This window comes from Neorhizobium tomejilense, from assembly GCF_964254135.1.
Lineage (GTDB): Bacteria > Pseudomonadota > Alphaproteobacteria > Rhizobiales > Rhizobiaceae > Neorhizobium > Neorhizobium tomejilense.
In genome coordinates this window covers 1,132,548-1,154,731 of record NZ_CAXUSO020000001.1, presented here as the reverse complement: position 1 = coordinate 1,154,731, position 22,184 = coordinate 1,132,548, and the positions used below count along the sequence as shown (strand labels likewise).

Here is a 22,184-nt window from a genome sequence, read left to right as displayed (position 1 = left end):
GTTCCAGTTGCCATCCGGCAAGTGGTACTTCTTCCATGAAAGCAGCCAGATCTATGGCCGCCAGTTCAAACACCATACGGAACAGGTCAAAACGACCGGTCTCGGATGTCCTTGCGGGAAATCCGCGCCGATCGCTAAAGCTGTCGCGAGTTGGCGCGGTGTTTAACGGAATCAGCGCTGAAATGCAACCGCTCCGCCCAAGATTCTTTAACAGATAGATGACGGCTCAAAGAGCCGCCAGGATATTTTCGATATCGGCCGTGACTTGGTCCATATCGGCCATGCCGTCCACAGCCTTGAGCTTGCCCTTGGCGTGGTAATAACCGATCAGCGGCGAGGTTTCCTTGTAGTAGACCTCGAGACGCTTGGTCATGGTCTCGGCATTGTCGTCGGGACGACGCTTGAAATGCGTCGAACCGCATTTGTCGCAGACGCCTTCCTGGGACGGCTTCTTGTCCGTGTCGTGGTAGACCGTGCCGCACTGGGCGCAGGAATAGCGGCCGGAGACGCGGCGCACGAGTTCCTTGTCGTCGACACGCAGTTCGATGACGACGGAAAGATCGAGAGCCTTGGCCTTCAGCATCGCCTCGGTCGCATCCGCCTGCACCAGGGTGCGGGGGAAACCATCGAGGATGAAGCCGTTGGCGCAATCGGGCTGGTCGATACGCTCGGAGACGATCGCATTGACGATCTCGTCGGAGACCAGATTGCCGGCATCCATGACGGCCTTGGCGCGCTTGCCAACTTCCGTCTCGGCGGCGACCGCTGCACGCAGCATGTCGCCCGTGGAGAGCTGCGGGATACCGTGCTTCTCCACGATCCGCTGGGCCTGGGTCCCCTTACCCGCGCCCGGCGGCCCTAAAAGAATCAGTCTCATCGTCCCCTCTTTCCTCCGCGCAGTTTCGACTTCTTGATCAGACCCTCATACTGCTGCGCAATGAGGTGCCCTTGAATCTGTGCTACCGTATCGAGGGTTACACTGACAACAATCAAAAGCGAAGTCCCACCAAGGGCTAATGGCACGCCGCTGCGGGCCACGAGGAATTCCGGCAGGATGCAGACGAAGACAAGGTAGATGGCGCCGACGACCGTGATTCGGGTCAGCACGTAATCGATGTATTCGGCCGTGCGTTCGCCCGGACGGATGCCCGGAATGAAGCCGCCATGCTTCTTCAGATTGTCGGCGGTGTCCTTCGGATTGAAGACGATCGCCGTGTAGAAGAAGGCGAAGAAGGCAATCAGCAGGCCGTAGAGCAGCATGAAGAGCGGCTGGCCGTGGCCGAGCGCCGAGATGATCATCGTCGCCCAGTCCGGCAGCCCGGCATTGCCGGCAAAGCCCGCAGCGGTCGCCGGCAGAAGCAGCAGCGACGAGGCGAAGATCGCCGGGATGACGCCCGAAGTGTTGAGCTTCAGCGGCAGGTGCGACGTATCGCCCTGGAACATGCGGTTGCCGACCTGGCGCTTCGGATACTGGATCAGAAGGCGGCGCTGGGCGCGCTCGACGAAAACGATGAGGGCGATGACGCCGATAGCCACCACGATCACGGTGAGAATCAGTGCAGTCGGAAGCGCACCGGTACGGCCAAGCTCCAACGTACCGGCCAGCGCGGTCGGAAGACCTGCGGCGATACCTGCAAAGATGATCAGCGAAATGCCGTTGCCGATGCCGCGCGAGGTGATCTGCTCACCGAGCCACATCAGGAACATGGTGCCGCCGAGCAGCGTCACGACCGTCGAAATCTTGAAGAACCAGCCCGGATCCAGCACCAGGCCCTGACCGCTCTCGAGGCCGGCCGCAATGCCATAGGCCTGCAGCGTACCGAGCAGCACCGTGCCGTAACGGGTGTACTGGTTGATGATCTTGCGGCCGGCTTCGCCTTCCTTCTTGAGGTTTTCAAGAGAAGGGACGACCGAGGTCATCAGCTGCACGATGATCGATGCGGAGATATAGGGCATGATGCCGAGCGCGAAGATCGCCATGCGCTCCACTGCACCGCCCGAAAACATGTTGAAAAGTCCGAGGATGCCGCCGGCCTGGCCGCGGAAGGCCTGCGCATAGGCTTCGGGGTTCAAGCCCGGAAGCGGAATATGGGTACCGAGGCGATACACGAGAAGTGCCGCGAGGGTAAACCAAAGCCGCTTCTTGAGATCCTCCGCTTTTGCGAAAGTCGCAAAATTCAGATTGGAGGCAAGTTGTTCCGCTGCAGAAGCCATGCAATTCTCCGCCTGACCAATTCTCCGGCGGCGGGGGAAATGCCGGGTCCGGAAAGCAGTCTAAAAATTCTGGTTCAAAAAACCGGGCGCGCGAGATTGCCAATGCAATCGGATGCCTCACCCTGTTTTCCGTATGATCCCGGTCAGGCGACCAACAGGATCGCTTCGGGATCGTGAGGCTCACATATGGAGATAAAATCGCCCGGTGTGAAGCACAAACCGGGCGATTTCAAAACGATTTATTCGGCCGCTGCTTCGGCTACGACGAGCAGCTTGATCGAAGCGCCGGCCTTTTCGATCTTCTCGACGGCAGCCTTGGAGGCGCCGGCAACTTCGATCGAAACCTTCGCCGTCAGCTCGCCGTCGGCGAGGAGACGAACGCCGTCCTTGGGGCGACGGATGACGCCGGCAGCCTTGAGGGCAGCAGCATCGATCGTTGCCTTCGGGTCGAGCTTCTTGGCATCAATCGCGGTCTGGATACGGCCGAGCGAAACGACGGCGTAGTCAGTCTTGAAGATGTTGGTGAAGCCGCGCTTCGGCAGGCGACGATAGATCGGCATCTGGCCGCCTTCGAAGCCCTTGATGGCGACGCCGGAACGGGCCTTCTGACCCTTCACGCCGCGACCACCGGTCTTGCCCTTGCCCGAACCGATACCGCGACCTACGCGGATACGGTCCTTGGAAGAGCCTTCGTTGTCCTTGATCTCATTCAGTTTCATGGTCGTTTCCTCCGTCTCACTTCTCGTCGACGACGCGAACGAGATGCTGGACAGCCCGGATCATGCCACGAACGGAAGGAGTATCTTCCAACGTACGGGTCCGGTGCATCTTGTTGAGGCCGAGACCGATCAGCGTCTGACGCTGCACGGCCGGGCGGCGGATGGGGCTACCGGTCTGCTCGACCGTAACCGTCTTCTTGGCTTCTGCCTGAGTGGCTTTCTTGGCCATTATCGCTCTCCTTATTCTTCCTGCGCATTGCCGGAAGCGGCGCGGCGAGTCTGCAGCGTTGCATACTTGATGCCGCGCTGAGCTGCTACGTCCTTCGGATGCACCTGATGCTTCAGGGCGTCGAACGTGGCGCGAACCATGTTGTAAGGGTTCGACGAACCGGTCGACTTGGCAACGACGTCATGAACGCCGAGCGTTTCGAATACGGCGCGCATCGGGCCGCCGGCGATGATGCCGGTACCAGCCTTGGCCGAGCGCAGCAGAACCTTGCCGGCGCCGTGACGGCCGTTGACATCGTGATGCAGCGTACGGCCATCACGCAGGGGAACGAAGATCAGATCGCGCTTTGCGCTTTCGGTCGCCTTGCGGATGGCTTCCGGCACTTCGCGTGCCTTGCCATGGCCGAAGCCGACGCGGCCCTTCTGGTCGCCGACGACGACGAGAGCTGCGAAACCAAAACGACGGCCGCCCTTGACGACCTTGGCGACGCGGTTGATCGCGACCAGCTTGTCTACGAATTCGCTATCGCGCTCTTCGCGACTCTGGCGATCTTCGCGCTGGCCTCTTCTTTCTTGTGCCATTGTTCTTTTCCTTTTTCTTTTCCGGGTGCAATGGGCAATTTCCGGGAGCCAACCATCCCCTGCCCTCGAAGGACTAGGATGGAACGACTTATGAGTGCGGCGAACCGCATTTCGCCCGCCTCCCCTATTCAGGGATGCGGGCGAAAGTTCTTAGAAGCTCAGGCCGCCTTCGCGGGCAGCTTCGGCCAGGGCCTTGATACGGCCGTGATAGATGAAGGCGCCGCGATCGAACACGACTTCCGTCACGCCGGCCTTGGTGGCGCGTTCCGCAACCAGCTTGCCGACAGCGGCGGCAGCCGCAACGTCAGCGCCGGTCTTCAGCGATGCGCGCAGACCAGCGTCGAGCGTGGAGGCGGCAGCAAGCGTGCGGCCGGCCACGTCGTCGATGACCTGGACATAGATGTTCTTGGACGAGCGATGAACCGACAGACGCGGACGGCCGTTTGCGACCTTCTTGATCTGGCGGCGAACACGGCTCGCACGCTTGGTGAGTGCTTCTTTTCTGGTTGCCATGATCCGTCGTCCTTACTTCTTCTTGCCTTCCTTGCGGACGATCCGTTCCTCAGCGTACTTGACGCCTTTGCCCTTGTAAGGCTCTGGACCGCGGTATTCACGGATCTCCGCGGCAACCTGACCGACCTGCTGCTTATTAATGCCGGTGACGATGATTTCCGTCGGCTTCGGCACGGCAATGGTGATGCCTTCCGGGGTCTGATAGACCACGTCGTGGGAAAAACCGAGAGCCAGCTGCAGGTTCTTGCCCTGCAGAGATGCGCGGTAACCAACGCCGTTGATTTCAAGCTTGCGCTCAAAACCGTCCTTCACACCCTTGAAGATGTTTTCGATCATCGTGCGGGACATGCCCCACTTCGAACGAGCATCCTTGCTGTCGTTGACCGGGGTCACCGAGACAGCGTTGTTTTCGAGTTCCAGCTTGATTTCGTCGTTTGCGACGAAGAAAAGCTCACCCTTCGGGCCCTTGGCAGTCACTTTCTGGCCATCAACAGTGGCCGTGATCCCTGCAGGAACCTGAACGGGCTTTTTACCGATACGAGACATGTTTCAATCCTGTCTGTTCGCTATGGAGTTCCCCTACCCTGTCTTAGAAGACAGAGCAGAGAACCTCACCACCAACGTTCTGTTCGCGAGCCTGGTGATCGGCCATCACGCCCTTCGGAGTCGAAAGGATGGTGATGCCGAGGCCGTTCGCGACCTGCGGAATGGACTTTACCGAGACATAGACCCGGCGGCCCGGCTTGGACACGCGGCCGATCTCACGGATCACCGACGCGCCTTCGTAGTACTTGAGTTCGATTTCGATCTCGGCCTTGCCGTTACCGAAGTCGATTTCCGAATAACCGCGGATATAGCCTTCAGCCTGCAGAACGTCGAGGACGCGGGCACGCAGCTTGGAAGCAGGCGTGGAAACGGTCGACTTGCGGCGGGCTGCGCCGTTGCGGATGCGGGTGAGCATATCGCCCAAGGGATCAGTCATGGTCATCTAACGATCTCCTTACCAGCTCGACTTGACGATGCCCGGCACCTTGCCGAGATTGCCGAGCTCACGAAGCGCAATACGCGACATCCTGAGCTTGCGATAGAAAGCGCGCGGGCGACCGGTGACTTCGCAACGGTTGCGGATACGCGTCTTCGAGCCATCGCGCGGCAGAGAAGCGAGCTTCAGGGTTGCCTTGAACCGTTCTTCGATCGAAAGTTCCTGGTTCATGATGGTTGCCTTCAGGGTCGCACGCTTGGCGGCCTGGTTGGCAACTGTCTTGCGGCGGCGCTTGTTCTTTTCAACTGCGCTGGTTTTCGCCATATGGGAGTTCCTTCTAAACGCTCGTCGTTACGGTTACTGGCGGAACGGGAAGTTGAACTCTTTCAAGAGAGCCCGTGCTTCGTCGTCCTTGGTAGCCGTCGTGCAAACGATGATGTCCATGCCCCACATCTGATCAACCTTGTCGTAGTTGATCTCTGGGAACACAATGTGCTCCTTGATGCCCATGGCGAAGTTGCCACGGCCGTCAAAGCTTTTCGGGTTCAAGCCACGAAAGTCGCGAACGCGCGGAAGCGCGATGTTGATCAGACGGTCCATGAATTCGTACATGCGGGCGCCGCGAAGCGTGACCTTTGCACCGATCGGCATGAATTCGCGAACCTTGAAGCCCGCGATGGAATTCCGTGCCTTGGTGATGATCGGCTTCTGGCCGGCAATGGCGGCCAAGTCGGCGGCAGCCACGGAAGGCTTCTTCGAGTCAGCCGTCGCTTCGCCGACGCCCATGTTGATGACGATCTTGTCCAGCTTGGGGATCATCATGTCGTTTGCGAAGGAGAACTGTTCCTTCAGCGCGGCGCGGATACGGGAATTGTATTCCACCTTGAGCCGCGGCTCATACTTTGCCTCAGCCATCGATCACATCTCCCGTACGCTTGGCTACACGCACCTTCTTGCCGTCGACGACGGAGAAGCCAACGCGGGTCGGCTTGCCGTCTTTCGCGACGATCGCGATGTTCGACAGGTGAATGGACGCTTCCTTGTTGATGATGCCGGCTTCCTGCGTCTGAGACTGACGCTGGTGGCGCTTCACCATGTTGATGCCACGCACGACGGCGCGGTCTTCCTTCGGCATAACCTGGAGGACTTCGCCGGAGCGGCCCTTGTCCTTGCCGGCGAGTACGACGACGCTGTCGCCCTTCTTGATCTTGTTCATCGCATGAGCTCCTTACAGTACTTCCGGAGCCAGCGAGATGATCTTCATATGGTTCTTGGCGCGAAGTTCGCGCGGAACCGGTCCGAAGATACGGGTGCCGATCGGCTCTTTCTTGTTGTCGATGAGGACCGCTGCGTTGTTGTCGAAGCGGATGACGCTGCCGTCCGGACGACGGATGTCCTTGGCGGTACGCACAACAACCGCCTTCATCACGTCACCCTTCTTGACGCGGCCGCGCGGGATGGCTTCCTTGATCGAAACGACAATGATGTCGCCGATGGAAGCGTACTTGCGCTTGGAGCCGCCCAGCACCTTGATGCACATGACACGACGTGCGCCGGAATTATCCGCCACGTCGAGGTTTGTTTGCATCTGAATCATGTCAGGTCGCCTTTTTCTAATGACCGAAACGACCGGGCGTTAAAAACGCCCCGTTTCGGCTTATGGACAGAATCTCGTTGTGCGCGGGTGGGGTCTTGCCAAGGTGGTTTCCTTAAAAGGACCTTCCCTGCGCTCAAAGCAAAAGAACGCTCGTTTCCGAGCGTCCTGCGCCAGTGGGGTGCTTCTTACAGGATTCTGCGCCGGGCGCAAGGCCCAGACGCGGATCCGAAGCAAATTAAGCCTGGGCGGAAATGACCGTCCAGGTTTTGTCCTTGGAGATCGGCGCGCATTCCTCGATGGAAACGACGTCACCTACCTTGTACTGGTTATTCTCGTCATGCGCCTTGTACTTCTTGGAACGGCGGACCGTCTTCTGAAGCAGCGGATGCGCGAAGCGGCGCTCGACCCGGACAACAACGGTCTTCTCGTTCTTGTCGGAAACTACGACGCCCTGCAGAATGCGTTTCGGCATATTATTTTTCCTTAGGCCTTGGCTTCTGCCGCCTTCTGGCGGGCAATGGTTTTCACGCGGGCGATGTCCTTGCGGACTTCGGTGATGCGCGAGGACTTCTCGAGCTGGCCGGTTGCCTTCTGGAAGCGCAGGTTGAACTGCTCCTTCTTCAGGTCGGCGAGCTTGTCCTTGAGCTGATCGGCCGTGAGGCCGCGAACGTCTTCGGCTTTCATGTGCCTTGCTCCTTACTCTGCGATGCGCTGTACGAAGCGCGTCTTGACCGAGAGCTTGGCAGCACCGAGACGAAGCGCCTCGCGGGCGAGCTCCTCGGAAACACCGTCGATCTCGAACATCATGCGACCGGGCTTGACCTTGCAGGCCCAGTATTCGACGCCGCCCTTACCCTTACCCATGCGGACTTCGGTCGGCTTTGCGGTGACCGGAACGTCCGGGAACACGCGGATCCAGACACGGCCGGCGCGCTTCATCGCGCGGGTGATCGCGCGGCGGGCCGCTTCGATCTCGCGGGCGTTGACGCGGTTGGGTTCCTGGGACTTCAGACCAAATTCACCGAAGGCCAGGTCGAAGCCGCCCTTGGCCACACCCTTGATGCGACCCTTGAACTGCTTGCGGTACTTGGTACGCTTTGGCTGCAACATTTTCTTACTTCTCCGAGCTTATCTTTCGCCAGCGTTGATCAAGCGTTTTCGCGGCGGCGATCGCCACGGTCACCACGATCGCCGCGTTCGCGGCTTGCGGGACCCTGGGCATCGCCTTCCATGGCGCGACGTTCAGAAGCCATCGGATCGTGCTCAAGGATTTCGCCCTTGAAGATCCAGACCTTGATACCGCAGATGCCGAATGCGGTTTCGGCTTCCGCCGTACCGTAGTCGATGTCTGCACGCAGCGTATGAAGCGGAACGCGACCTTCGCGATACCATTCGGTACGGGCGATTTCAGCACCGCCGAGACGGCCGGCGCAGGTGATCTTGATGCCTTCGGCACCGAGACGCATGGCCGACTGAACGGCACGCTTCATCGCACGGCGGAAGGCCACGCGACGCTCGAGCTGCTGGGCGATCGACTGAGCGACGAGCGTCGAGTCGATTTCCGGCTTGCGCACTTCAACGATGTTGAGATGCGTTTCCGAATTGGTCATCGTCGCGATCTTCTTGCGAAGCTTCTCGATGTCAGCGCCCTTCTTGCCGATGATCAGGCCCGGGCGAGCCGAGTGGATCGTGACGCGGCACTTCTTGTGCGGACGCTCGATGACCACCTTGGCGATACCGGCCTGCTTCAGTTCCGCCATCAGGTAGGCGCGGATCTTCAGGTCCTCATGGAGGAGCTGACCGTATTCCGCGTTGTCGGCGAACCAACGGCTGTCCCAGGTGCGGTTAATGCCGAGGCGGAAACCGATCGGATTAATTTTCTGGCCCATTATGCAGCCTCCCCTTTTTCCTCGACTTCGCGAACGACGATCGTCAGATGCGAGAAAGGCTTCTCGATCCGCGATGCGCGGCCGCGGCCACGAGCGTGGAAGCGCTTCATCACGATCGACTTACCTACATAGGCTTCCGAAACGATCAACGCGTCGACGTCGAGGTCATGGTTGTTTTCGGCATTGGCGATTGCAGACTCGAGGGTCTTCTTCACGGTGCCGGCGATGCGCTTGCGCGAGAATTCGAGTTCTGCAAGCGCGCGTTCCACCTTCTTGCCGCGGATCATGGCGGCAACGAGGTTCAGCTTCTGGGGGCTGACGCGGAGCGTACGCGCAACTGCCTGCGCCTCGTTATCCTTCAGCCGGCGTTCGGTCTTAGCCTTCGCCATGATTACTTCCTCTTCGCCTTCTTGTCCGCGCCGTGACCGTAATAGGTACGGGTGGGAGCGAATTCACCGAACTTGTGTCCGACCATGTCTTCGTTGACGCTGACCGGAATGTGCTTGCTGCCGTTGTAGACGCCAAACGTCAAACCAACGAACTGCGGCAGGATCGTGGACCGACGGGTCCACATCTTGATTACTTCACTCCGTCCGCCTTCGCGCACCTTCTCAGCCTTCTTGAGAAGATAGCCGTCAACAAACGGACCTTTCCATACTGAACGAGCCATTAGTGACTTCCTCTCTTACTTCTTGCGCTGGTGGCGCGAACGCATGATGAACTTGTCCGTGGACTTGTTCGAACGTGTGCGCTTGCCCTTGGTCGGCTTGCCCCAGGGGCTGACCGGATGACGGCCACCCGAGGTGCGGCCTTCACCACCGCCGTGCGGATGGTCGACCGGGTTCATGACGACGCCGCGGTTATGCGGACGCTTGCCGCGCCAGACGGTACGACCGGCCTTGCCGTCGTTGATGTTGCCGTGATCCGGGTTAGATACAGCACCGATCGAAGCCAGGCAGGAGCCCGGTACGAGGCGCTGTTCGCCGGAGTTCAGGCGCAGGATCGCCATGCCGGCATCGCGGCCGACGAGCTGAACGTAGGTGCCTGCGGAGCGAGCCATCTGGCCGCCCTTGCCCGGCTTCATTTCGACGTTGTGAACGATCGAGCCGACCGGGATGTACTGCAGCGGCATGGTGTTGCCGGGCTTTACGTCGACGGCCTTTTCGGACGCGATCACCTTGTCGCCGGCAGCAAGACGCTGCGGAGCCAGGATGTAGGCCTGCTCACCGTCGGTATAGGTGACGAGAGCGATGAAGGCCGTACGGTTCGGGTCGTATTCCAGACGCTCGACCGTGCCTTCGACGTCGAACTTGCGACGCTTGAAGTCGACCAGGCGATAGGTACGCTTGTGACCGCCGCCGATAAAGCGGGCGGTGATGCGGCCGTAGTTGTTGCGACCGCCGCTCTTGGATAGACCCTCGGTGAGCTTCTTGACGGGCTTACCCTTCCAGAGGCCGGACCGGTCGACGATGACCAGCTGACGCTGGCTCGGGGTCGTCGGGTTGTAGCTTTTCAATGCCATTATCTTATACCTCAGAGACCGGTGGAGACGTCGATCGTCTGACCTTCGGCCAGGGTGACGACAGCCTTCTTGACGTCCTTCTGCTTGCCGATGAAGCCGCGGAACCGCTTCACCTTGCCCTTACGGACAAGCGTGTTGACGGCCGTGACCTTCACACCGAAAAGCGCCTCTACGGCAGCCTTGATTTCCGGCTTGGAAGCAGTCTTGGCAACGTTGAAGACGACCTGGTTCTGTTCAGATGCCATGGTCGACTTTTCGGTGATCGAGGGAGATACGATCACATCATAGTGGCGGATGTCGGTCACTTGAAACGCTCCTCTAGAGCTTCCACCGCGGCCTTGGAAAGCACCAGCTTGCCGCGACGCAGGATGTCGTAAACATTGATGCCCTGAACCGGCAGAACATCGACGTTCGGGATGTTCTGGGCTGCGAGCTTGAAGTTGCTGTCGAGCTCAACGCCGCCGATGAACAACACGTTGGTGAGGCCGAGCGAAGCGAACGAACCGGCAAGCGCCTTGGTCTTTGCTTCGGCGGCAACCAGGTTGTCGACGATGATGATGTCTTCAGCCTTCATCTTTGCAGAGAGGGCGTGACGGAGAGCCAGCGCACGAACCTTCTTCGGAAGGTCATGCTCGTGGCTGCGAACGACCGGGCCGTGAGCCTTGCCGCCGCCGCGGAACTGCGGAGCGCGAGCCGAATGGTGACGAGCGCGGCCCGTACCCTTCTGCTTGTACATCTTGGCGCCGGTGCGGGAGACTTCAGCACGACCCTTGGTCTTGTGCGTGCCCTGCTGCTTCTTGGCGAGCTGCCAACGAACCATACGGGCCAGAATGTCTTCGCGGGGATCGAGGCCGAAAATCTCGTCCGACAGGGCTACCTTGCCGGCGTCTTTTCCCTCGAGGGTCTTGACGTTAAATTCCATGTGCTTGGCTCCCTTACTTCGCGGCCGACTTGACGGCATCGCGAACGACGATCCAAGCGCCCTTGGAGCCGGGAACGGCACCCTTGACGAGGATCAGGCCACGGTTCTCGTCGGTGGAAACGACTTCGAGGTTCTGGGTGGTGATACGCGTCTGGCCCATGTGACCAGCCATGCGCTTGCCCTTCCAGACCTTGCCCGGATCCTGGTTGTTACCAGTCGAACCATGCGAACGGTGCGAAACGGACACACCGTGCGTGGCGCGGAGACCACCGAAGTTATGGCGCTTCATGGCGCCGGCGAAACCCTTACCGATCGAGGTACCGGTGACGTCCACCAGCTGACCCGCCGTGAAGTGACCTGCCGTCAGCTCGGTGCCGACGTCGATCAGATTGTCTTCGGAAACGCGAAACTCGACGAGCTTCGCCTTCGGCTCGACTTCGGCAACGGCGAAATGGCCGCGTAGCGCCTTGGTCGTGTTCTTTACCTTGGCAGTGCCGGCACCCAGCTGAACGGCAGTGTAGCCATTCTTGTCTACGGTGCGCTGAGCCACGACCTGGCAGTTTTCCAACCGCAATACGGTTACAGGGACATGCTCGCCTGCGTCGTTGTAGACGCGCGTCATTCCCACCTTCTGTGCAATTACACCTGAACGCATCGGTTCAATCCTTCTCACTCAGCCCGAGACAGAAGTCTCAGAGCTTGATCTCAACATCGACACCAGCGGCGAGGTCGAGCTTCATCAGCGCGTCCACCGTCTGCGGTGTCGGGTCAACGATATCGAGAAGGCGCTTATGCGTGCGCATCTCGAACTGCTCGCGGCTCTTCTTGTCGATGTGGGGGGACCTGTTAACCGTAAACTTCTCGATGCGGGTCGGAAGCGGAACGGGGCCCCGGACGCTTGCGCCGGTGCGCTTCGCCGTCGACACGATCTCGCGCGTCGACGCGTCGAGAATGCGGTGATCGAACGCCTTCAGGCGAATGCGGATATTTTGGCCGTTCATTCGACGTTATCCTTGTTGTCTGTTTATCCACGTGCCAACCCAATAGGGCACGGGTTGTTCTCTTAACCTTAAGGCGGACCACCGGTTTCAAAGATCGAAGGGGACACCGAAATACGGCGTCCCTTTCCAGTCTTCGGGCCTTTGGCCCACCTTGTCTGTTCATTGCCCGCCTCGAACCCGAAGCAGACGGCAAATCACGCTCGCGCGCCATTTGCTACATTTTTGTGTCATACGCAAGCGGCCAGGGCCGCTTGCGTTAAAACTTACTCGATGATCGAGGCGACGATGCCGGCGCCGACGGTGCGGCCGCCTTCGCGGATCGCGAAGCGCAGCTTTTCTTCCATCGCGATCGGAACGATCAGCTCGACTTCAACGGTGACGTTGTCGCCCGGCATGACCATTTCCGTGCCTTCCGGCAGCGATACGATGCCCGTCACGTCCGTCGTGCGGAAGTAGAACTGCGGACGGTAGTTGGTGAAGAACGGCGTATGACGGCCGCCCTCTTCCTTCGTCAGGATGTAGGCTTCGGCCATGAACTTCTTGTGCGGCTTGACCGAACCCGGCTTGCAGAGAATCTGGCCACGCTCGACGCCGTCACGGTTCACGCCGCGAACCAGAGCGCCGATGTTGTCGCCGGCCTGGCCCTGGTCGAGCAGCTTGCGGAACATTTCAACGCCGGTCACCGTCGTCTTCGAGGTCGGGCGGATGCCGACGATCTCGACTTCTTCGCCGACCTTGACGATGCCGCGCTCGACGCGGCCGGTCACCACCGTGCCACGACCCGAGATCGAGAACACGTCTTCGATCGGCATCAGGAACGGCATGTTGATCGGACGCTCAGGCGTCGGGATGTAGGCGTCGACGGCGGCCATCAGCTCGCGGATCGAATCTTCGCCGATCTTCTTGTCCGAATCTTCCAGAGCGGCCAGCGCCGAACCCTTGACAATCGGAATGTCGTCGCCCGGGAAGTCGTAGGACGACAGAAGTTCGCGCACTTCCAGCTCGACGAGCTCGAGAAGCTCGGCGTCGTCGACCTGGTCGACCTTGTTCAGGAACACGACGATCGCCGGAACGCCGACCTGACGGGCAAGCAGGATGTGCTCGCGGGTCTGCGGCATCGGGCCGTCGGCTGCCGAGCAAACCAGGATCGCGCCGTCCATCTGCGCTGCACCGGTGATCATGTTCTTGACGTAGTCGGCGTGGCCGGGGCAGTCGACGTGGGCATAATGGCGGGCCGGCGTCTCATATTCGACGTGCGCCGTCGAAATGGTGATGCCGCGTGCCTTTTCTTCAGGAGCCGCGTCGATCTGGTCATAGGCCTTGTACTCGCCGAAGTACTTCGTGATCGCGGCCGTCAGCGACGTCTTGCCATGGTCAACGTGACCGATCGTGCCAATGTTGACGTGCGGCTTGTTGCGCTCAAACTTGCTCTTTGCCATTTCCGGCTTCTCCGTTCTTATCCCCGTCAGGGGTTATTCTCTAATTGATTGGGCGGGTTACCCCGGTCACTTCTGACCGGAGTACTTAGCCTGGATTTCGTTTGCGACGTTGGTCGGAACCGGTGCGTAGTGATCGAAGGTCATCGAGTACTGCGCGCGGCCCTGGGACATGGAGCGCAGGTTGTCGACGTACTTGAACATGTTCGCGAGCGGCACGTGGGCGTTGATCACAACGGCGATGCCGCGCGATTCCTGGCCCTGGATCTGGCCGCGACGGGAGTTCAGGTCGCCGATGACGTCACCGACGTAATCTTCCGGAGTGACGACTTCGACCTTCATCATCGGCTCGAGGAGCTGGGCACCGGCCTTCTTGGCTGCTTCACGGAAGCAGGCGCGGGAGGCGATTTCGAATGCCAGAACCGACGAGTCGACGTCGTGGAAGGCGCCGTCGATGAGGGTCGCCTTAACGCCCAGCATCGGGAAGCCAGCCAGCGGGCCGGAAGACAGAACGCTTTCGATGCCCTTCTGGACGCCCGGGATATATTCCTTCGGAACAGAACCACCGACGATCTTGGACTCGAACTTGAAATCGTCGCCGTCCGGGTTCGGTTCGAAGACGATCTTGACGCGCGCGAACTGACCGGTACCACCGGACTGCTTCTTGTGCGTGTAGTCTTCTTCGTGCTTGCGCGTGATGGTTTCGCGGTAAGCAACCTGCGGAGCACCGACGGTGGCTTCGACCTTGAACTCGCGACGCATGCGGTCGACGAGAATGTCGAGGTGAAGTTCACCCATGCCGGCGATGATCGTCTGGCCGGATTCCTCGTCGGTCTTGACGCGGAAGGACGGGTCTTCAGCAGCCAGGCGGTTGAGCGCGAGGCCCATCTTTTCCTGGTCGCCCTTGGACTTCGGCTCGATGGCGATCTGGATGACCGGCTCGGGGAATTCCATGCGCTCGAGGATGACCGGCTTCAGCGGATCGCAGAGCGTGTCGCCCGTGGTGGTTTCCTTGAGGCCTGCGAGAGCGACGATGTCGCCAGCGAAGGCTTCTTCGATGTCTTCACGGGAGTTCGAGTGCATCTGCAGCATGCGGCCGACGCGTTCGCGCTTTTCCTTGACCGTGTTCAGCAGCGCAGAACCCTTTTCGAGCTTGCCCGAATAGATACGGCAGAAGGTCAGCGAACCAACGAAGGGGTCGTTCATGATCTTGAACGCCAGCATGGAAAGCGGCTCGGTGTCATCGGGATGACGGTCGATTTCGGCTTCGGTCTTGACGTCGATGCCCTTGATCGCCGGAATGTCTGCCGGGGACGGCAGGAATTCGACAACGGCGTCGAGGAGCGGCTGAACGCCCTTGTTCTTGAAGGCAGAGCCGCAGAACATCGGGAAGAACTTGACGTCGATGGTGCCGCGACGGATGAGCGCACGGATCTTATCGTTGTCCGGCATGACGCCGTTCAGATAGTTTTCCATGGCTTCTTCGTCGATGTCGACAACCGTTTCGATCATCTTTTCGCGGAATTCTTCGGCACGAGCCTTCAGGTCTTCCGGGATTTCGACGACGTCCCACATAGCGCCGAGCGATTCGTCACGCCATACGAGAGCGTTCATCTCGATCAGATCGACGATGCCCTTGAACTCGGTTTCGGCACCGATCGGCAACTGGCAGACAACCGCAGTCGCGCCGAGGCGCGTCTTGATCATCTCGACCGAGCGATAGAAATCGGCGCCGGTCTTGTCCATCTTGTTGCAGAAGATCAGGCGCGGAACGTTGTACTTGTCGGCCTGGCGCCAGACGGTTTCCGTCTGCGGCTCAACGCCGGCATTGGCGTCGAGGAGAGCAACTGCACCGTCGAGCACGCGCAGCGAACGTTCGACTTCGATGGTGAAGTCGACGTGGCCGGGGGTGTCGATGATGTTGAAGCGGCGCATCTTGCCGTCGCGGCCCTTCCAGAAGGTCGTGGTCGCAGCGGAAGTGATCGTGATGCCACGCTCCTGCTCCTGCTCCATCCAGTCCATCGTGGCTGCGCCGTCGTGAACTTCGCCGATCTTGTGCGACTTGCCGGTGTAATAAAGAATACGCTCGGTGGTCGTGGTCTTGCCGGCGTCGATATGCGCCATGATACCGAAATTGCGGTAGTCTTCGATTTTATATTCGCGAGCCATAGGACTGCCTTTCGAAATTCGATCGAGTGAAGATTACCAACGGTAATGCGAGAATGCGCGGTTGGCGTCGGCCATCTTGTGCGTGTCTTCACGCTTCTTGACGGCGCTGCCACGGTTGTTTGCAGCATCCATAAGTTCACCGGAAAGGCGATCGACCATCGTCGTTTCGTTGCGCTTGCGGGCAGCAGCGATCACCCAACGGATCGCGAGAGCCTGACGGCGCTCGGGACGAACGTCGACCGGAACCTGGTAGGTCGCACCACCAACGCGGCGCGAACGAACTTCGACATGCGGCGCGACATTGTCGAGCGCCGAATGGAAGATACCCAGCGGGTCGGCCTTGGCCTTGCCCTGCACGACGTCGAACGCGCCGTAAACGATGTTTTCAGCCACGGACTTCTTGCCGTGGAGCATGATCGCATTCATGAACTTCGTGACGACCAGATCGCCGAACTTCGGGTCCGGGTTGATCTCACGCTTCTCTGCACTATGGCGTCGGGACATACTTCTCGTCTCTCACTTGTTGCGGGCGCTTTACCACGCGGAGAACCTCGCGCAGCGCCGGATAATCAGAATGCCGAATTACTTCGGACGCTTCGCACCGTACTTGGAACGGCGCTGCTTGCGGTTCTTGACGCCCTGGGTGTCGAGAACGCCGCGGATGATGTGGTAGCGAACGCCCGGCAAGTCCTTGACGCGGCCGCCGCGGATCATCACGACGGAGTGTTCCTGCAGGTTGTGGCCTTCACCCGGGATATAGCCGATGACTTCGAAGCCGTTGGTCAGGCGAATCTTGGCAACCTTACGCAGAGCCGAGTTCGGCTTCTTCGGGGTCGTCGTGTAAACGCGGGTGCAAACGCCGCGCTTCTGGGGGTTTTCCTGCAGAGCAGGAACCTTGTTACGCTTTACGTTCGCCTGGCGAGGCTTGCGGATCAGCTGGTTTACGGTAGGCATTCAACCATCCCTTACGTTTTTCTCAGTACCCTTTCGGGCCGATCTGATGCCGTTTCCGGCGGCGGCACACACATTTCCTCATGCGCAAAACGTGGCCCGATCCGCTTTTCGGATGGACCACAAAAAGCAGAGGACGCATTCCTCATGCGTCGTGCGTGCAGCATTCGTGTCTTCAACGTGCGTATGGAACCGTGTCTGAGGCGTACTCCGGAACGAGTCGTTCCGAACGGGCAAGCCTCACATCGCTTCCGATGCGGGGCGTTTACTGTTTTCCCCCCTACCCGTCAAGACCAAATCCTAAATTATTGCCCCAAACCCTTGGTTTCGGGGGCAAACGGAGGGTTTCGAGACAAGTTTGGTGAAATATGACATGCCCTCGCGGATAATGTTTGGGAATCATCGCCGATCACACTAAAGAGTGCGGGAACCTTCCGTTCCGCCTCGTCTTCGGACGATACTAGGGATTCGCTTGCGGAGATGACCATGATCGCCACACCCGACAATGACAACAACCTCGACGGGCCGATGGTCTTCATCATCATCGGCAAGGGCTACGAAAAGAAGGGCGCCGAGGGCATCGAGCTGCATATCATGCTGCGCGCGCCGGACGACGATTCCGCCGTGCGCGAAGCGCTCAACGCCCTCTCGGAAGAAGGCTTCATCGAGGCCGACCTCGACCAGATCGGCGTCCTGACCGACGAACCCACCGAAGAGCCGCATGCATCGGCCTACCAGGGCGCGCTCGAAGGCGAAGTGGCGATCATCCGGTTCGAGTAGTCTCGATCTTGGAAGAGATCTGACTGCCCTCGCCTCCTCACGCTGGCGGCAGCAGGAATGCCTGTCCTTCCGCTCCCGGCCTGTCCCTTCCCACCTCACCAGTATCGAGGCCGGCCGTATTCGCCGGCGGAGCAGTCGCTACCTGCCCGGTCTTTGAGCACTTCACCAAACCATGCACGAGCCGCCGAACAGTTTCGGCGGCTTTTTTAATGTCCGCTCATCTCTCGCCGCCTGAAACGGAAAAACCGCCCGGATCGCTCCGGGCGGTTTTTTCGTTCTGACCGACGTGCCGGCGGATCACTCCGCAGGCGTGTTCTCGGTGTTCAGGTTCTGAAGCATTGGGGTGGCGGACGATGCGCCCGAACCCTTCTTGCGTTCTTCGAGGATCAGCTCGTCGCGCGAGGTGGCGATGCGGCGGATCTGGGTCATGGTGCCGCCCGTACCGGCCGGGATGAGACGGCCGACGATGACGTTTTCCTTGAGGCCCTGCAGCGTGTCGGTCTTGCCGGCGATCGCAGCTTCCGTCAGCACCTTGGTCGTTTCCTGGAAGGAAGCGGCCGAGATGAAGGACGGGGTCTGCAGCGACGCCTTGGTGATGCCGAGCAGAACCGGTTCGCCGTAAGCGGGCTTCTTGCCTTCTTCAGCAAGACGCTCGTTGGCTTCGTCCAGTTCAATCCGGTCGACATTGTCACCGACGATATACTGGCTGTCGCCGGCATCGGTGATCTCGACCTTCTGCAGCATCTGACGGACAATCACCTCGATGTGCTTGTCGTTGATGACAACGCCCTGCAGGCGGTAGACTTCCTGGATTTCGTTGACGAGGTAGGAAGCGAGTGCTTCCACGCCCTTGATCGCCAGGATGTCGTGCGGCGCAGGATTGCCGTCGAGGATGTAGTCGCCCTTTTCGATGTAGTCGCCTTCCTGAAGATGGAAGGGCTTGCCCTTCGGGATCAGGTATTCGACCGGTTCGACACCGTCTTCCGCCGGCTCGATCATGACGCGACGCTTGTTCTTGTAGTCGCGGCCGAGGCGGATCGTACCATCGATCTCAGCGATGATGGCGTGATCCTTCGGACGACGGGCTTCGAAGAGCTCGGCGACGCGCGGCAGACCACCGGTGATGTCCTTGGTCTTGGCGCTTTCCAGCGGCACGCGGGCGAGAACGTCGCCCTGCGATACCTTGCTGCCCGGCTCGACCGACAGGATGGCGTCGACCGACAGGTTGAAGCGGGCTTCGCCACCGCGGGCAAGCTTCAGGATGGTGCCCGAAGCGTCCTTGATGACGATCGCCGGCTTGAGGTCGATGCCACGCGGCGTCGAACGCCAGTCGATAACCTGACGCTTGGTGATGCCGGTGGATTCGTCGGTGGATTCCGAAACCGAGATCGAGTCGACCACGTCTTCGAAGTAAACCGTACCTTCCACTTCCGTCATCATCGGGCGTGTGTAGGGATCCCACTCTGCCAGACGCTGACCGCGACGAACCTTGTCGCCATCATCCACGAACAGCTTCGAACCGTAAGCGACGCGCTGCGAGGAACGCTCGACGCCGCGCTCGTCAAGGATGGTGACCGCCATGTTGCGGCCCATCGCGACGAGAACGCCTTCGGAGTTCCGCAGCATGTTGCGGTTCTTGATCTGGATCGTGCCTTCGTACGATGCTTCCAGGAACGACTGGTCGACCACGTTTGCCGTACCGCCCAAGTGGAAGGTACGCATGGTGAGCTGGGTTCCCGGCTCGCCGATCGACTGAGCCGCGATGACGCCGACGGCTTCGCCCATGTTGACCGGAGTACCACGGGCCAGATCTCGGCCGTAGCAGACCGAGCAGACGCCCGTCTGAACTTCGCAGGTCAGTGCCGAACGGATGCGGATCGACTGGATACCAGCCTTTTCGATCTCGATGACATCCGGCTCGAGGATCATCTTGCCGGCATCGACGATGCGGGCACCCGTGACCGGGTGATCGATATCGTCGAGTGCGGTACGGCCAAGGACACGAGCGCCGATGGAAGCCACGACCTGGCCGGCGTCAACGATCGCCGTCATGGTGAGGCCGCTTTCGGTGCCGCAATCGACCAGGTTGACGATGCAGTCCTGAGCGACGTCGACGAGACGACGGGTCAGGTAACCGGAGTTCGCGGTCTTCAAGGCGGTGTCTGCGAGACCCTTACGGGCACCGTGGGTCGAGTTGAAGTACTCGTTAACGGTCAGGCCTTCCTTGAAGTTCGAGATGATCGGCGTTTCGATGATCTCACCCGACGGCTTGGCCATCAGGCCACGCATGCCGCCCAGCTGGCGCATCTGGTTCGGAGAACCACGGGCACCCGAGTGGGACATCATGTAGATGGCGTTCATCTGCTTCTGGCGGCCGGTTTCAGGATCGAACTCGACGGCCTTAATGCGGGCCATCATGTCTTCTGCAACCTTTTCGGTGGCCTTGCCCCAGGCATCGACGACCTTGTTGTACTTCTCGCCCTGAGTGATCAGGCCGTCGTTGTACTGCTGCTCGTATTCCTTCACCAGGGTTTCGGTGTCGCCAACGATCTTGGCCTTGGTTTCAGGAATGATCATGTCGTCCTTGCCGAACGAAATGCCGGCCTTGCACGCATGGGTGAAGCCGAGCTGCATGATGCGGTCGCAGAAGATCACCGTGTCCTTCTGACCGCAGTGACGGTAGACCGTGTCGATCATCTTGGAGATGTTCTTCTTGGTCATTTCCTGGTTGCAGGTCTCGAACGGCACGTTGACGTTCTTCGGCAGAAGTTCGCCGATGATCATGCGGCCGGGGGTCGTCTCATAGATCTTGGAAACCGGCTTGCCTTCGGCGTCCACGGTCTTGAAGCGGCCGCGGATCTTGGCATGCAGGGTGACGATCTTGTTTTCCAGAGCGTGGTGCAGTTCGCCCATGTCGGAGAAGGCCATGCCTTCGCCCGGCTCGTTCTGGTTCATGATCGCCAGATAGTAGAGACCGAGAACCATGTCCTGCGACGGAACGATGATCGGTGCGCCGTTTGCCGGATGCAGGATGTTGTTCGTCGACATCATCAGCACGCGAGCTTCGAGCTGGGCTTCGAGCGACAGCGGCACGTGAACGGCCATCTGGTCGCCGTCGAAGTCGGCGTTGAAGGCCGTGCAGACGAGCGGATGCAGCTGGATGGCCTTGCCTTCGACCAGGATCGGTTCGAAGGCCTGGATGCCCAGGCGGTGCAGCGTCGGCGCACGGTTCAGGAGAACCGGATGCTCGCGGATGACCTCGTCGAGGATATCCCAGACTTCCGGCTTTTCCTTTTCAACCAGCTTCTTGGCCTGCTTGACGGTCGAGGAGTAACCCTTGGCGTCGAGGCGGGCGTAGATGAACGGCTTGAACAGTTCGAGCGCCATCTTCTTCGGCAGGCCGCACTGGTGCAGCTTCAGTTCCGGACCGGTCACGATGACCGAACGGCCGGAATAGTCGACGCGCTTGCCGAGAAGGTTCTGGCGGAAGCGGCCCTGCTTGCCCTTCAGCATGTCGGACAGCGACTTCAGCGGACGCTTGTTGGCGCCGGTGATGACGCGGCCACGACGGCCGTTGTCGAACAGCGCGTCCACAGATTCCTGCAGCATGCGCTTTTCGTTGCGGATGATGATGCCCGGAGCGCGCAGTTCGATCAGGCGCTTCAGACGGTTGTTACGGTTGATGACGCGACGATAGAGGTCGTTCAGGTCCGAGGTCGCAAAGCGGCCGCCATCGAGCGGAACCAACGGGCGCAGGTCCGGCGGGATGACCGGGACGACCTTCATGATCATCCATTCCGGACGGTTGCCCGACTCCATGAAGTTCTCGACGATCTTCAGGCGCTTCATCAGCTTCTTCTGCTTCAGATCCGACGTGGTGTCGGCAAGTTCCGAACGCAGGTCGCCGGCGATCTTTTCGAGATTCATCGAGGCCAGCATCTCGTAGATGGCCTCGGCGCCGATCATCGCCGTGAACTGATCTTCGCCGAACTCGTCGACGGCGATCATGTATTCTTCTTCGGAAAGAAGCTGGTTTTCCTTGAGCGAGGTGAGACCCGGCTCGGTGACGATGTAGTTCTCGAAATAGAGAACGCGCTCGACATCCTTCAGCGTCATGTCGAGAAGGGTCGAGATACGCGACGGAAGCGACTTCAGGAACCAGATATGGGCGACGGGAGCAGCGAGCTCGATATGGCCCATGCGCTCACGGCGAACGCGCGACAGCGTGACTTCGACGCCGCACTTTTCGCAGATGATGCCCTTGTACTTCATGCGCTTGTACTTGCCGCACAGGCACTCATAGTCCTTGATCGGCCCGAAGATGCGGGCGCAGAAAAGGCCGTCGCGTTCAGGCTTGAAGGTACGGTAGTTGATGGTCTCCGGCTTTTTGATCTCGCCGTAGGACCAGGAGAGAATCTTCTCCGGAGACGCGATCGAGATACGGATCGAGTCGAAGTGCTGTGCAGGCACCTGCGGATTGAAAAGATTCATGACCTCTTGGTTCATGCCTATCTCCTTTAGGGGCGGAAGCCCTCGGCTTGCGATCGGAACAATCCAAATTCCCGGGACGGACCGTCCGATGCTTTAAAACGGTATTAGCCGCGAAATGCGGCGAAAGTTTCCCTATCCTGCCGGCGGATACCGGCGGAGGGAGCAGCGCGCGCCTTCAAACGGCGCGC

General features: G+C 59.8%; 29 protein-coding genes. 1 reads left to right on the top strand and 28 read right to left on the bottom strand.

What is annotated here, in order from left to right:
* Positions 1-226 precede the first annotated feature (226 nt).
* The 27 genes from ACSQ3G_RS06005 to rpsL form a co-directional block, all read right to left on the bottom strand.
* On the bottom strand, positions 227-877 hold the full coding sequence (locus ACSQ3G_RS06005; RefSeq protein WP_436109371.1) for an adenylate kinase: 651 nt from the start codon (positions 875-877) through the stop codon (positions 227-229).
* Complete coding sequence (secY, locus tag ACSQ3G_RS06000) at positions 874-2,214, bottom strand: preprotein translocase subunit SecY (RefSeq protein WP_046605438.1); 1,341 nt, start codon at positions 2,212-2,214, stop codon at positions 874-876. Before secY ends, ACSQ3G_RS06005 begins: the two co-directional genes overlap by 4 nt.
* A gap of 239 nt (positions 2,215-2,453) precedes the next feature.
* Entirely contained in the window at positions 2,454-2,933 is a 480-nt protein-coding gene (gene rplO, locus ACSQ3G_RS05995; protein WP_046605439.1) for a 50S ribosomal protein L15, read from the bottom strand.
* A 16-nt stretch (positions 2,934-2,949) separates the two neighbouring features.
* The gene (rpmD, locus tag ACSQ3G_RS05990; protein ID WP_037084714.1) at positions 2,950-3,162 is read right to left on the bottom strand and encodes a 50S ribosomal protein L30; all 213 of its coding nucleotides are present in this window, start codon (positions 3,160-3,162) and stop codon (positions 2,950-2,952) included.
* Between the two features lie 11 nt (positions 3,163-3,173).
* Positions 3,174-3,743: a 30S ribosomal protein S5 gene (gene rpsE / locus ACSQ3G_RS05985; RefSeq protein WP_038542164.1), complete on the bottom strand. Its 570-nt coding sequence runs from the start codon at positions 3,741-3,743 to the stop codon at positions 3,174-3,176.
* Positions 3,744-3,893: 150 nt separating this feature from the next.
* Complete coding sequence (rplR, locus tag ACSQ3G_RS05980) at positions 3,894-4,256, bottom strand: 50S ribosomal protein L18 (protein WP_037084721.1); 363 nt, start codon at positions 4,254-4,256, stop codon at positions 3,894-3,896.
* Between the two features lie 12 nt (positions 4,257-4,268).
* Positions 4,269-4,802, bottom strand: a complete 534-nt coding sequence (rplF, locus tag ACSQ3G_RS05975) for a 50S ribosomal protein L6 (protein ID WP_038585850.1) — start codon at positions 4,800-4,802, stop codon at positions 4,269-4,271.
* A gap of 43 nt (positions 4,803-4,845) precedes the next feature.
* A complete protein-coding gene (gene rpsH / locus ACSQ3G_RS05970; RefSeq protein WP_038542158.1) occupies positions 4,846-5,244 on the bottom strand; it encodes a 30S ribosomal protein S8 in 399 nt (132 codons plus the stop codon).
* A gap of 12 nt (positions 5,245-5,256) precedes the next feature.
* Positions 5,257-5,562 (bottom strand): 30S ribosomal protein S14, encoded by a 306-nt coding sequence (gene rpsN, locus ACSQ3G_RS05965; protein WP_007770129.1) that lies wholly within the window; start codon positions 5,560-5,562, stop codon positions 5,257-5,259.
* Between the two features lie 33 nt (positions 5,563-5,595).
* The gene (gene rplE / locus ACSQ3G_RS05960) at positions 5,596-6,153 is read right to left on the bottom strand and encodes a 50S ribosomal protein L5 (RefSeq protein WP_046605440.1); all 558 of its coding nucleotides are present in this window, start codon (positions 6,151-6,153) and stop codon (positions 5,596-5,598) included.
* Positions 6,146-6,454, bottom strand: a complete 309-nt coding sequence (gene rplX, locus ACSQ3G_RS05955; RefSeq protein WP_038585844.1) for a 50S ribosomal protein L24 — start codon at positions 6,452-6,454, stop codon at positions 6,146-6,148. Before rplX ends, rplE begins: the two co-directional genes overlap by 8 nt.
* Positions 6,455-6,466: 12 nt before the next feature.
* Positions 6,467-6,835, bottom strand: a complete 369-nt coding sequence (rplN, locus tag ACSQ3G_RS05950; protein WP_007770138.1) for a 50S ribosomal protein L14 — start codon at positions 6,833-6,835, stop codon at positions 6,467-6,469.
* A 235-nt stretch (positions 6,836-7,070) separates the two neighbouring features.
* Positions 7,071-7,307, bottom strand: coding sequence for a 30S ribosomal protein S17 (gene rpsQ / locus ACSQ3G_RS05945; RefSeq protein ID WP_038585841.1), 237 nt, complete (start codon positions 7,305-7,307; stop codon positions 7,071-7,073).
* An 11-nt stretch (positions 7,308-7,318) separates the two neighbouring features.
* Complete coding sequence (gene rpmC, locus ACSQ3G_RS05940) at positions 7,319-7,519, bottom strand: 50S ribosomal protein L29 (RefSeq protein ID WP_007770142.1); 201 nt, start codon at positions 7,517-7,519, stop codon at positions 7,319-7,321.
* A 12-nt stretch (positions 7,520-7,531) separates the two neighbouring features.
* Positions 7,532-7,945 (bottom strand): 50S ribosomal protein L16, encoded by a 414-nt coding sequence (rplP, locus tag ACSQ3G_RS05935; RefSeq protein WP_007770145.1) that lies wholly within the window; start codon positions 7,943-7,945, stop codon positions 7,532-7,534.
* Positions 7,946-7,983: 38 nt separating this feature from the next.
* Entirely contained in the window at positions 7,984-8,724 is a 741-nt protein-coding gene (gene rpsC, locus ACSQ3G_RS05930; RefSeq protein WP_436109370.1) for a 30S ribosomal protein S3, read from the bottom strand.
* Positions 8,724-9,113: a 50S ribosomal protein L22 gene (gene rplV / locus ACSQ3G_RS05925; RefSeq protein WP_007770149.1), complete on the bottom strand. Its 390-nt coding sequence runs from the start codon at positions 9,111-9,113 to the stop codon at positions 8,724-8,726. The genes rpsC and rplV overlap by 1 nt, the downstream gene beginning before the upstream one ends.
* Before the next feature lie 2 nt (positions 9,114-9,115).
* Entirely contained in the window at positions 9,116-9,394 is a 279-nt protein-coding gene (rpsS, locus tag ACSQ3G_RS05920; RefSeq protein WP_007770151.1) for a 30S ribosomal protein S19, read from the bottom strand.
* Positions 9,395-9,409: 15 nt separating this feature from the next.
* Complete coding sequence (rplB, locus tag ACSQ3G_RS05915) at positions 9,410-10,246, bottom strand: 50S ribosomal protein L2 (protein ID WP_046636975.1); 837 nt, start codon at positions 10,244-10,246, stop codon at positions 9,410-9,412.
* 11 nt (positions 10,247-10,257) lie between these two features.
* The gene (locus ACSQ3G_RS05910; RefSeq protein ID WP_037084732.1) at positions 10,258-10,551 is read right to left on the bottom strand and encodes a 50S ribosomal protein L23; all 294 of its coding nucleotides are present in this window, start codon (positions 10,549-10,551) and stop codon (positions 10,258-10,260) included.
* Complete coding sequence (rplD, locus tag ACSQ3G_RS05905; protein ID WP_037084733.1) at positions 10,548-11,168, bottom strand: 50S ribosomal protein L4; 621 nt, start codon at positions 11,166-11,168, stop codon at positions 10,548-10,550. The genes ACSQ3G_RS05910 and rplD overlap by 4 nt, the downstream gene beginning before the upstream one ends.
* A gap of 13 nt (positions 11,169-11,181) precedes the next feature.
* On the bottom strand, positions 11,182-11,823 hold the full coding sequence (rplC, locus tag ACSQ3G_RS05900; protein WP_037084734.1) for a 50S ribosomal protein L3: 642 nt from the start codon (positions 11,821-11,823) through the stop codon (positions 11,182-11,184).
* 37 nt (positions 11,824-11,860) lie between these two features.
* Positions 11,861-12,169: a 30S ribosomal protein S10 gene (gene rpsJ / locus ACSQ3G_RS05895; RefSeq protein ID WP_003547547.1), complete on the bottom strand. Its 309-nt coding sequence runs from the start codon at positions 12,167-12,169 to the stop codon at positions 11,861-11,863.
* A gap of 263 nt (positions 12,170-12,432) precedes the next feature.
* Positions 12,433-13,608: an elongation factor Tu gene (gene tuf, locus ACSQ3G_RS05890; protein WP_105401075.1), complete on the bottom strand. Its 1,176-nt coding sequence runs from the start codon at positions 13,606-13,608 to the stop codon at positions 12,433-12,435.
* Between the two features lie 66 nt (positions 13,609-13,674).
* On the bottom strand, positions 13,675-15,774 hold the full coding sequence (gene fusA / locus ACSQ3G_RS05885) for an elongation factor G (protein WP_105419445.1): 2,100 nt from the start codon (positions 15,772-15,774) through the stop codon (positions 13,675-13,677).
* 33 nt (positions 15,775-15,807) lie between these two features.
* Positions 15,808-16,278 carry a 30S ribosomal protein S7 gene (gene rpsG, locus ACSQ3G_RS05880; RefSeq protein ID WP_007755828.1) on the bottom strand — a complete coding sequence of 157 codons (471 nt, stop codon included), beginning with the start codon at positions 16,276-16,278 and terminating at the stop codon, positions 15,808-15,810.
* Positions 16,279-16,356: 78 nt separating this feature from the next.
* Complete coding sequence (gene rpsL / locus ACSQ3G_RS05875) at positions 16,357-16,728, bottom strand: 30S ribosomal protein S12 (RefSeq protein WP_003547537.1); 372 nt, start codon at positions 16,726-16,728, stop codon at positions 16,357-16,359.
* A gap of 483 nt (positions 16,729-17,211) precedes the next feature.
* On the opposite strand from rpsL, the gene ACSQ3G_RS05870 reads away from it, so the two are divergent.
* Positions 17,212-17,505: a transcriptional regulator gene (locus ACSQ3G_RS05870; RefSeq protein WP_247138032.1), complete on the top strand. Its 294-nt coding sequence runs from the start codon at positions 17,212-17,214 to the stop codon at positions 17,503-17,505.
* Between the two features lie 297 nt (positions 17,506-17,802).
* Here the strand turns inward: ACSQ3G_RS05870 and rpoC are convergent, their stop codons facing one another.
* Positions 17,803-22,011: a DNA-directed RNA polymerase subunit beta' gene (gene rpoC, locus ACSQ3G_RS05865; RefSeq protein ID WP_046669641.1), complete on the bottom strand. Its 4,209-nt coding sequence runs from the start codon at positions 22,009-22,011 to the stop codon at positions 17,803-17,805.
* Between the last annotated feature and the right edge of the window lie 173 nt (positions 22,012-22,184).

What these genes read in the sequence shown, in the direction of transcription:
- rpsH (WP_038542158.1), bottom strand. Translation starts at nt 5,244, where the DNA reads ATGACCATGACTGATCCCTTGGGCGATATGCTCACCCGCATCCGCAAC.
- rplF (WP_038585850.1), bottom strand. Translation starts at nt 4,802, where the DNA reads ATGTCTCGTATCGGTAAAAAGCCCGTTCAGGTTCCTGCAGGGATCACG.
- rpsQ (WP_038585841.1), bottom strand. Translation starts at nt 7,307, where the DNA reads ATGCCGAAACGCATTCTGCAGGGCGTCGTAGTTTCCGACAAGAACGAG.
- rpsJ (WP_003547547.1), bottom strand. Translation starts at nt 12,169, where the DNA reads ATGAACGGCCAAAATATCCGCATTCGCCTGAAGGCGTTCGATCACCGC.
- ACSQ3G_RS06005 (WP_436109371.1), bottom strand. Translation starts at nt 877, where the DNA reads ATGAGACTGATTCTTTTAGGGCCGCCGGGCGCGGGTAAGGGGACCCAG.
- fusA (WP_105419445.1), bottom strand. Translation starts at nt 15,774, where the DNA reads ATGGCTCGCGAATATAAAATCGAAGACTACCGCAATTTCGGTATCATG.
- ACSQ3G_RS05870 (WP_247138032.1), top strand. Translation starts at nt 17,212, where the DNA reads ATGATCGCCACACCCGACAATGACAACAACCTCGACGGGCCGATGGTC.
- rplV (WP_007770149.1), bottom strand. Translation starts at nt 9,113, where the DNA reads ATGGCGAAGGCTAAGACCGAACGCCGGCTGAAGGATAACGAGGCGCAG.
- rplN (WP_007770138.1), bottom strand. Translation starts at nt 6,835, where the DNA reads ATGATTCAGATGCAAACAAACCTCGACGTGGCGGATAATTCCGGCGCA.
- rplO (WP_046605439.1), bottom strand. Translation starts at nt 2,933, where the DNA reads ATGAAACTGAATGAGATCAAGGACAACGAAGGCTCTTCCAAGGACCGT.
- rpsE (WP_038542164.1), bottom strand. Translation starts at nt 3,743, where the DNA reads ATGGCACAAGAAAGAAGAGGCCAGCGCGAAGATCGCCAGAGTCGCGAA.
- rpsN (WP_007770129.1), bottom strand. Translation starts at nt 5,562, where the DNA reads ATGGCGAAAACCAGCGCAGTTGAAAAGAACAAGCGCCGCCGCAAGACA.
- rplB (WP_046636975.1), bottom strand. Translation starts at nt 10,246, where the DNA reads ATGGCATTGAAAAGCTACAACCCGACGACCCCGAGCCAGCGTCAGCTG.
- rpsS (WP_007770151.1), bottom strand. Translation starts at nt 9,394, where the DNA reads ATGGCTCGTTCAGTATGGAAAGGTCCGTTTGTTGACGGCTATCTTCTC.
- rpsL (WP_003547537.1), bottom strand. Translation starts at nt 16,728, where the DNA reads ATGCCTACCGTAAACCAGCTGATCCGCAAGCCTCGCCAGGCGAACGTA.
- rplR (WP_037084721.1), bottom strand. Translation starts at nt 4,256, where the DNA reads ATGGCAACCAGAAAAGAAGCACTCACCAAGCGTGCGAGCCGTGTTCGC.
- rpmC (WP_007770142.1), bottom strand. Translation starts at nt 7,519, where the DNA reads ATGAAAGCCGAAGACGTTCGCGGCCTCACGGCCGATCAGCTCAAGGAC.
- rplE (WP_046605440.1), bottom strand. Translation starts at nt 6,153, where the DNA reads ATGGCTGAGGCAAAGTATGAGCCGCGGCTCAAGGTGGAATACAATTCC.
- rpsG (WP_007755828.1), bottom strand. Translation starts at nt 16,278, where the DNA reads ATGTCCCGACGCCATAGTGCAGAGAAGCGTGAGATCAACCCGGACCCG.
- rplD (WP_037084733.1), bottom strand. Translation starts at nt 11,168, where the DNA reads ATGGAATTTAACGTCAAGACCCTCGAGGGAAAAGACGCCGGCAAGGTA.
- rpoC (WP_046669641.1), bottom strand. Translation starts at nt 22,011, where the DNA reads ATGAACCAAGAGGTCATGAATCTTTTCAATCCGCAGGTGCCTGCACAG.
- rpsC (WP_436109370.1), bottom strand. Translation starts at nt 8,724, where the DNA reads ATGGGCCAGAAAATTAATCCGATCGGTTTCCGCCTCGGCATTAACCGC.
- secY (WP_046605438.1), bottom strand. Translation starts at nt 2,214, where the DNA reads ATGGCTTCTGCAGCGGAACAACTTGCCTCCAATCTGAATTTTGCGACT.
- rplX (WP_038585844.1), bottom strand. Translation starts at nt 6,454, where the DNA reads ATGAACAAGATCAAGAAGGGCGACAGCGTCGTCGTACTCGCCGGCAAG.
- rplP (WP_007770145.1), bottom strand. Translation starts at nt 7,945, where the DNA reads ATGTTGCAGCCAAAGCGTACCAAGTACCGCAAGCAGTTCAAGGGTCGC.
- rpmD (WP_037084714.1), bottom strand. Translation starts at nt 3,162, where the DNA reads ATGGCCAAGAAAGCCACTCAGGCAGAAGCCAAGAAGACGGTTACGGTC.
- rplC (WP_037084734.1), bottom strand. Translation starts at nt 11,823, where the DNA reads ATGCGTTCAGGTGTAATTGCACAGAAGGTGGGAATGACGCGCGTCTAC.
- tuf (WP_105401075.1), bottom strand. Translation starts at nt 13,608, where the DNA reads ATGGCAAAGAGCAAGTTTGAGCGCAACAAGCCGCACGTCAACATTGGC.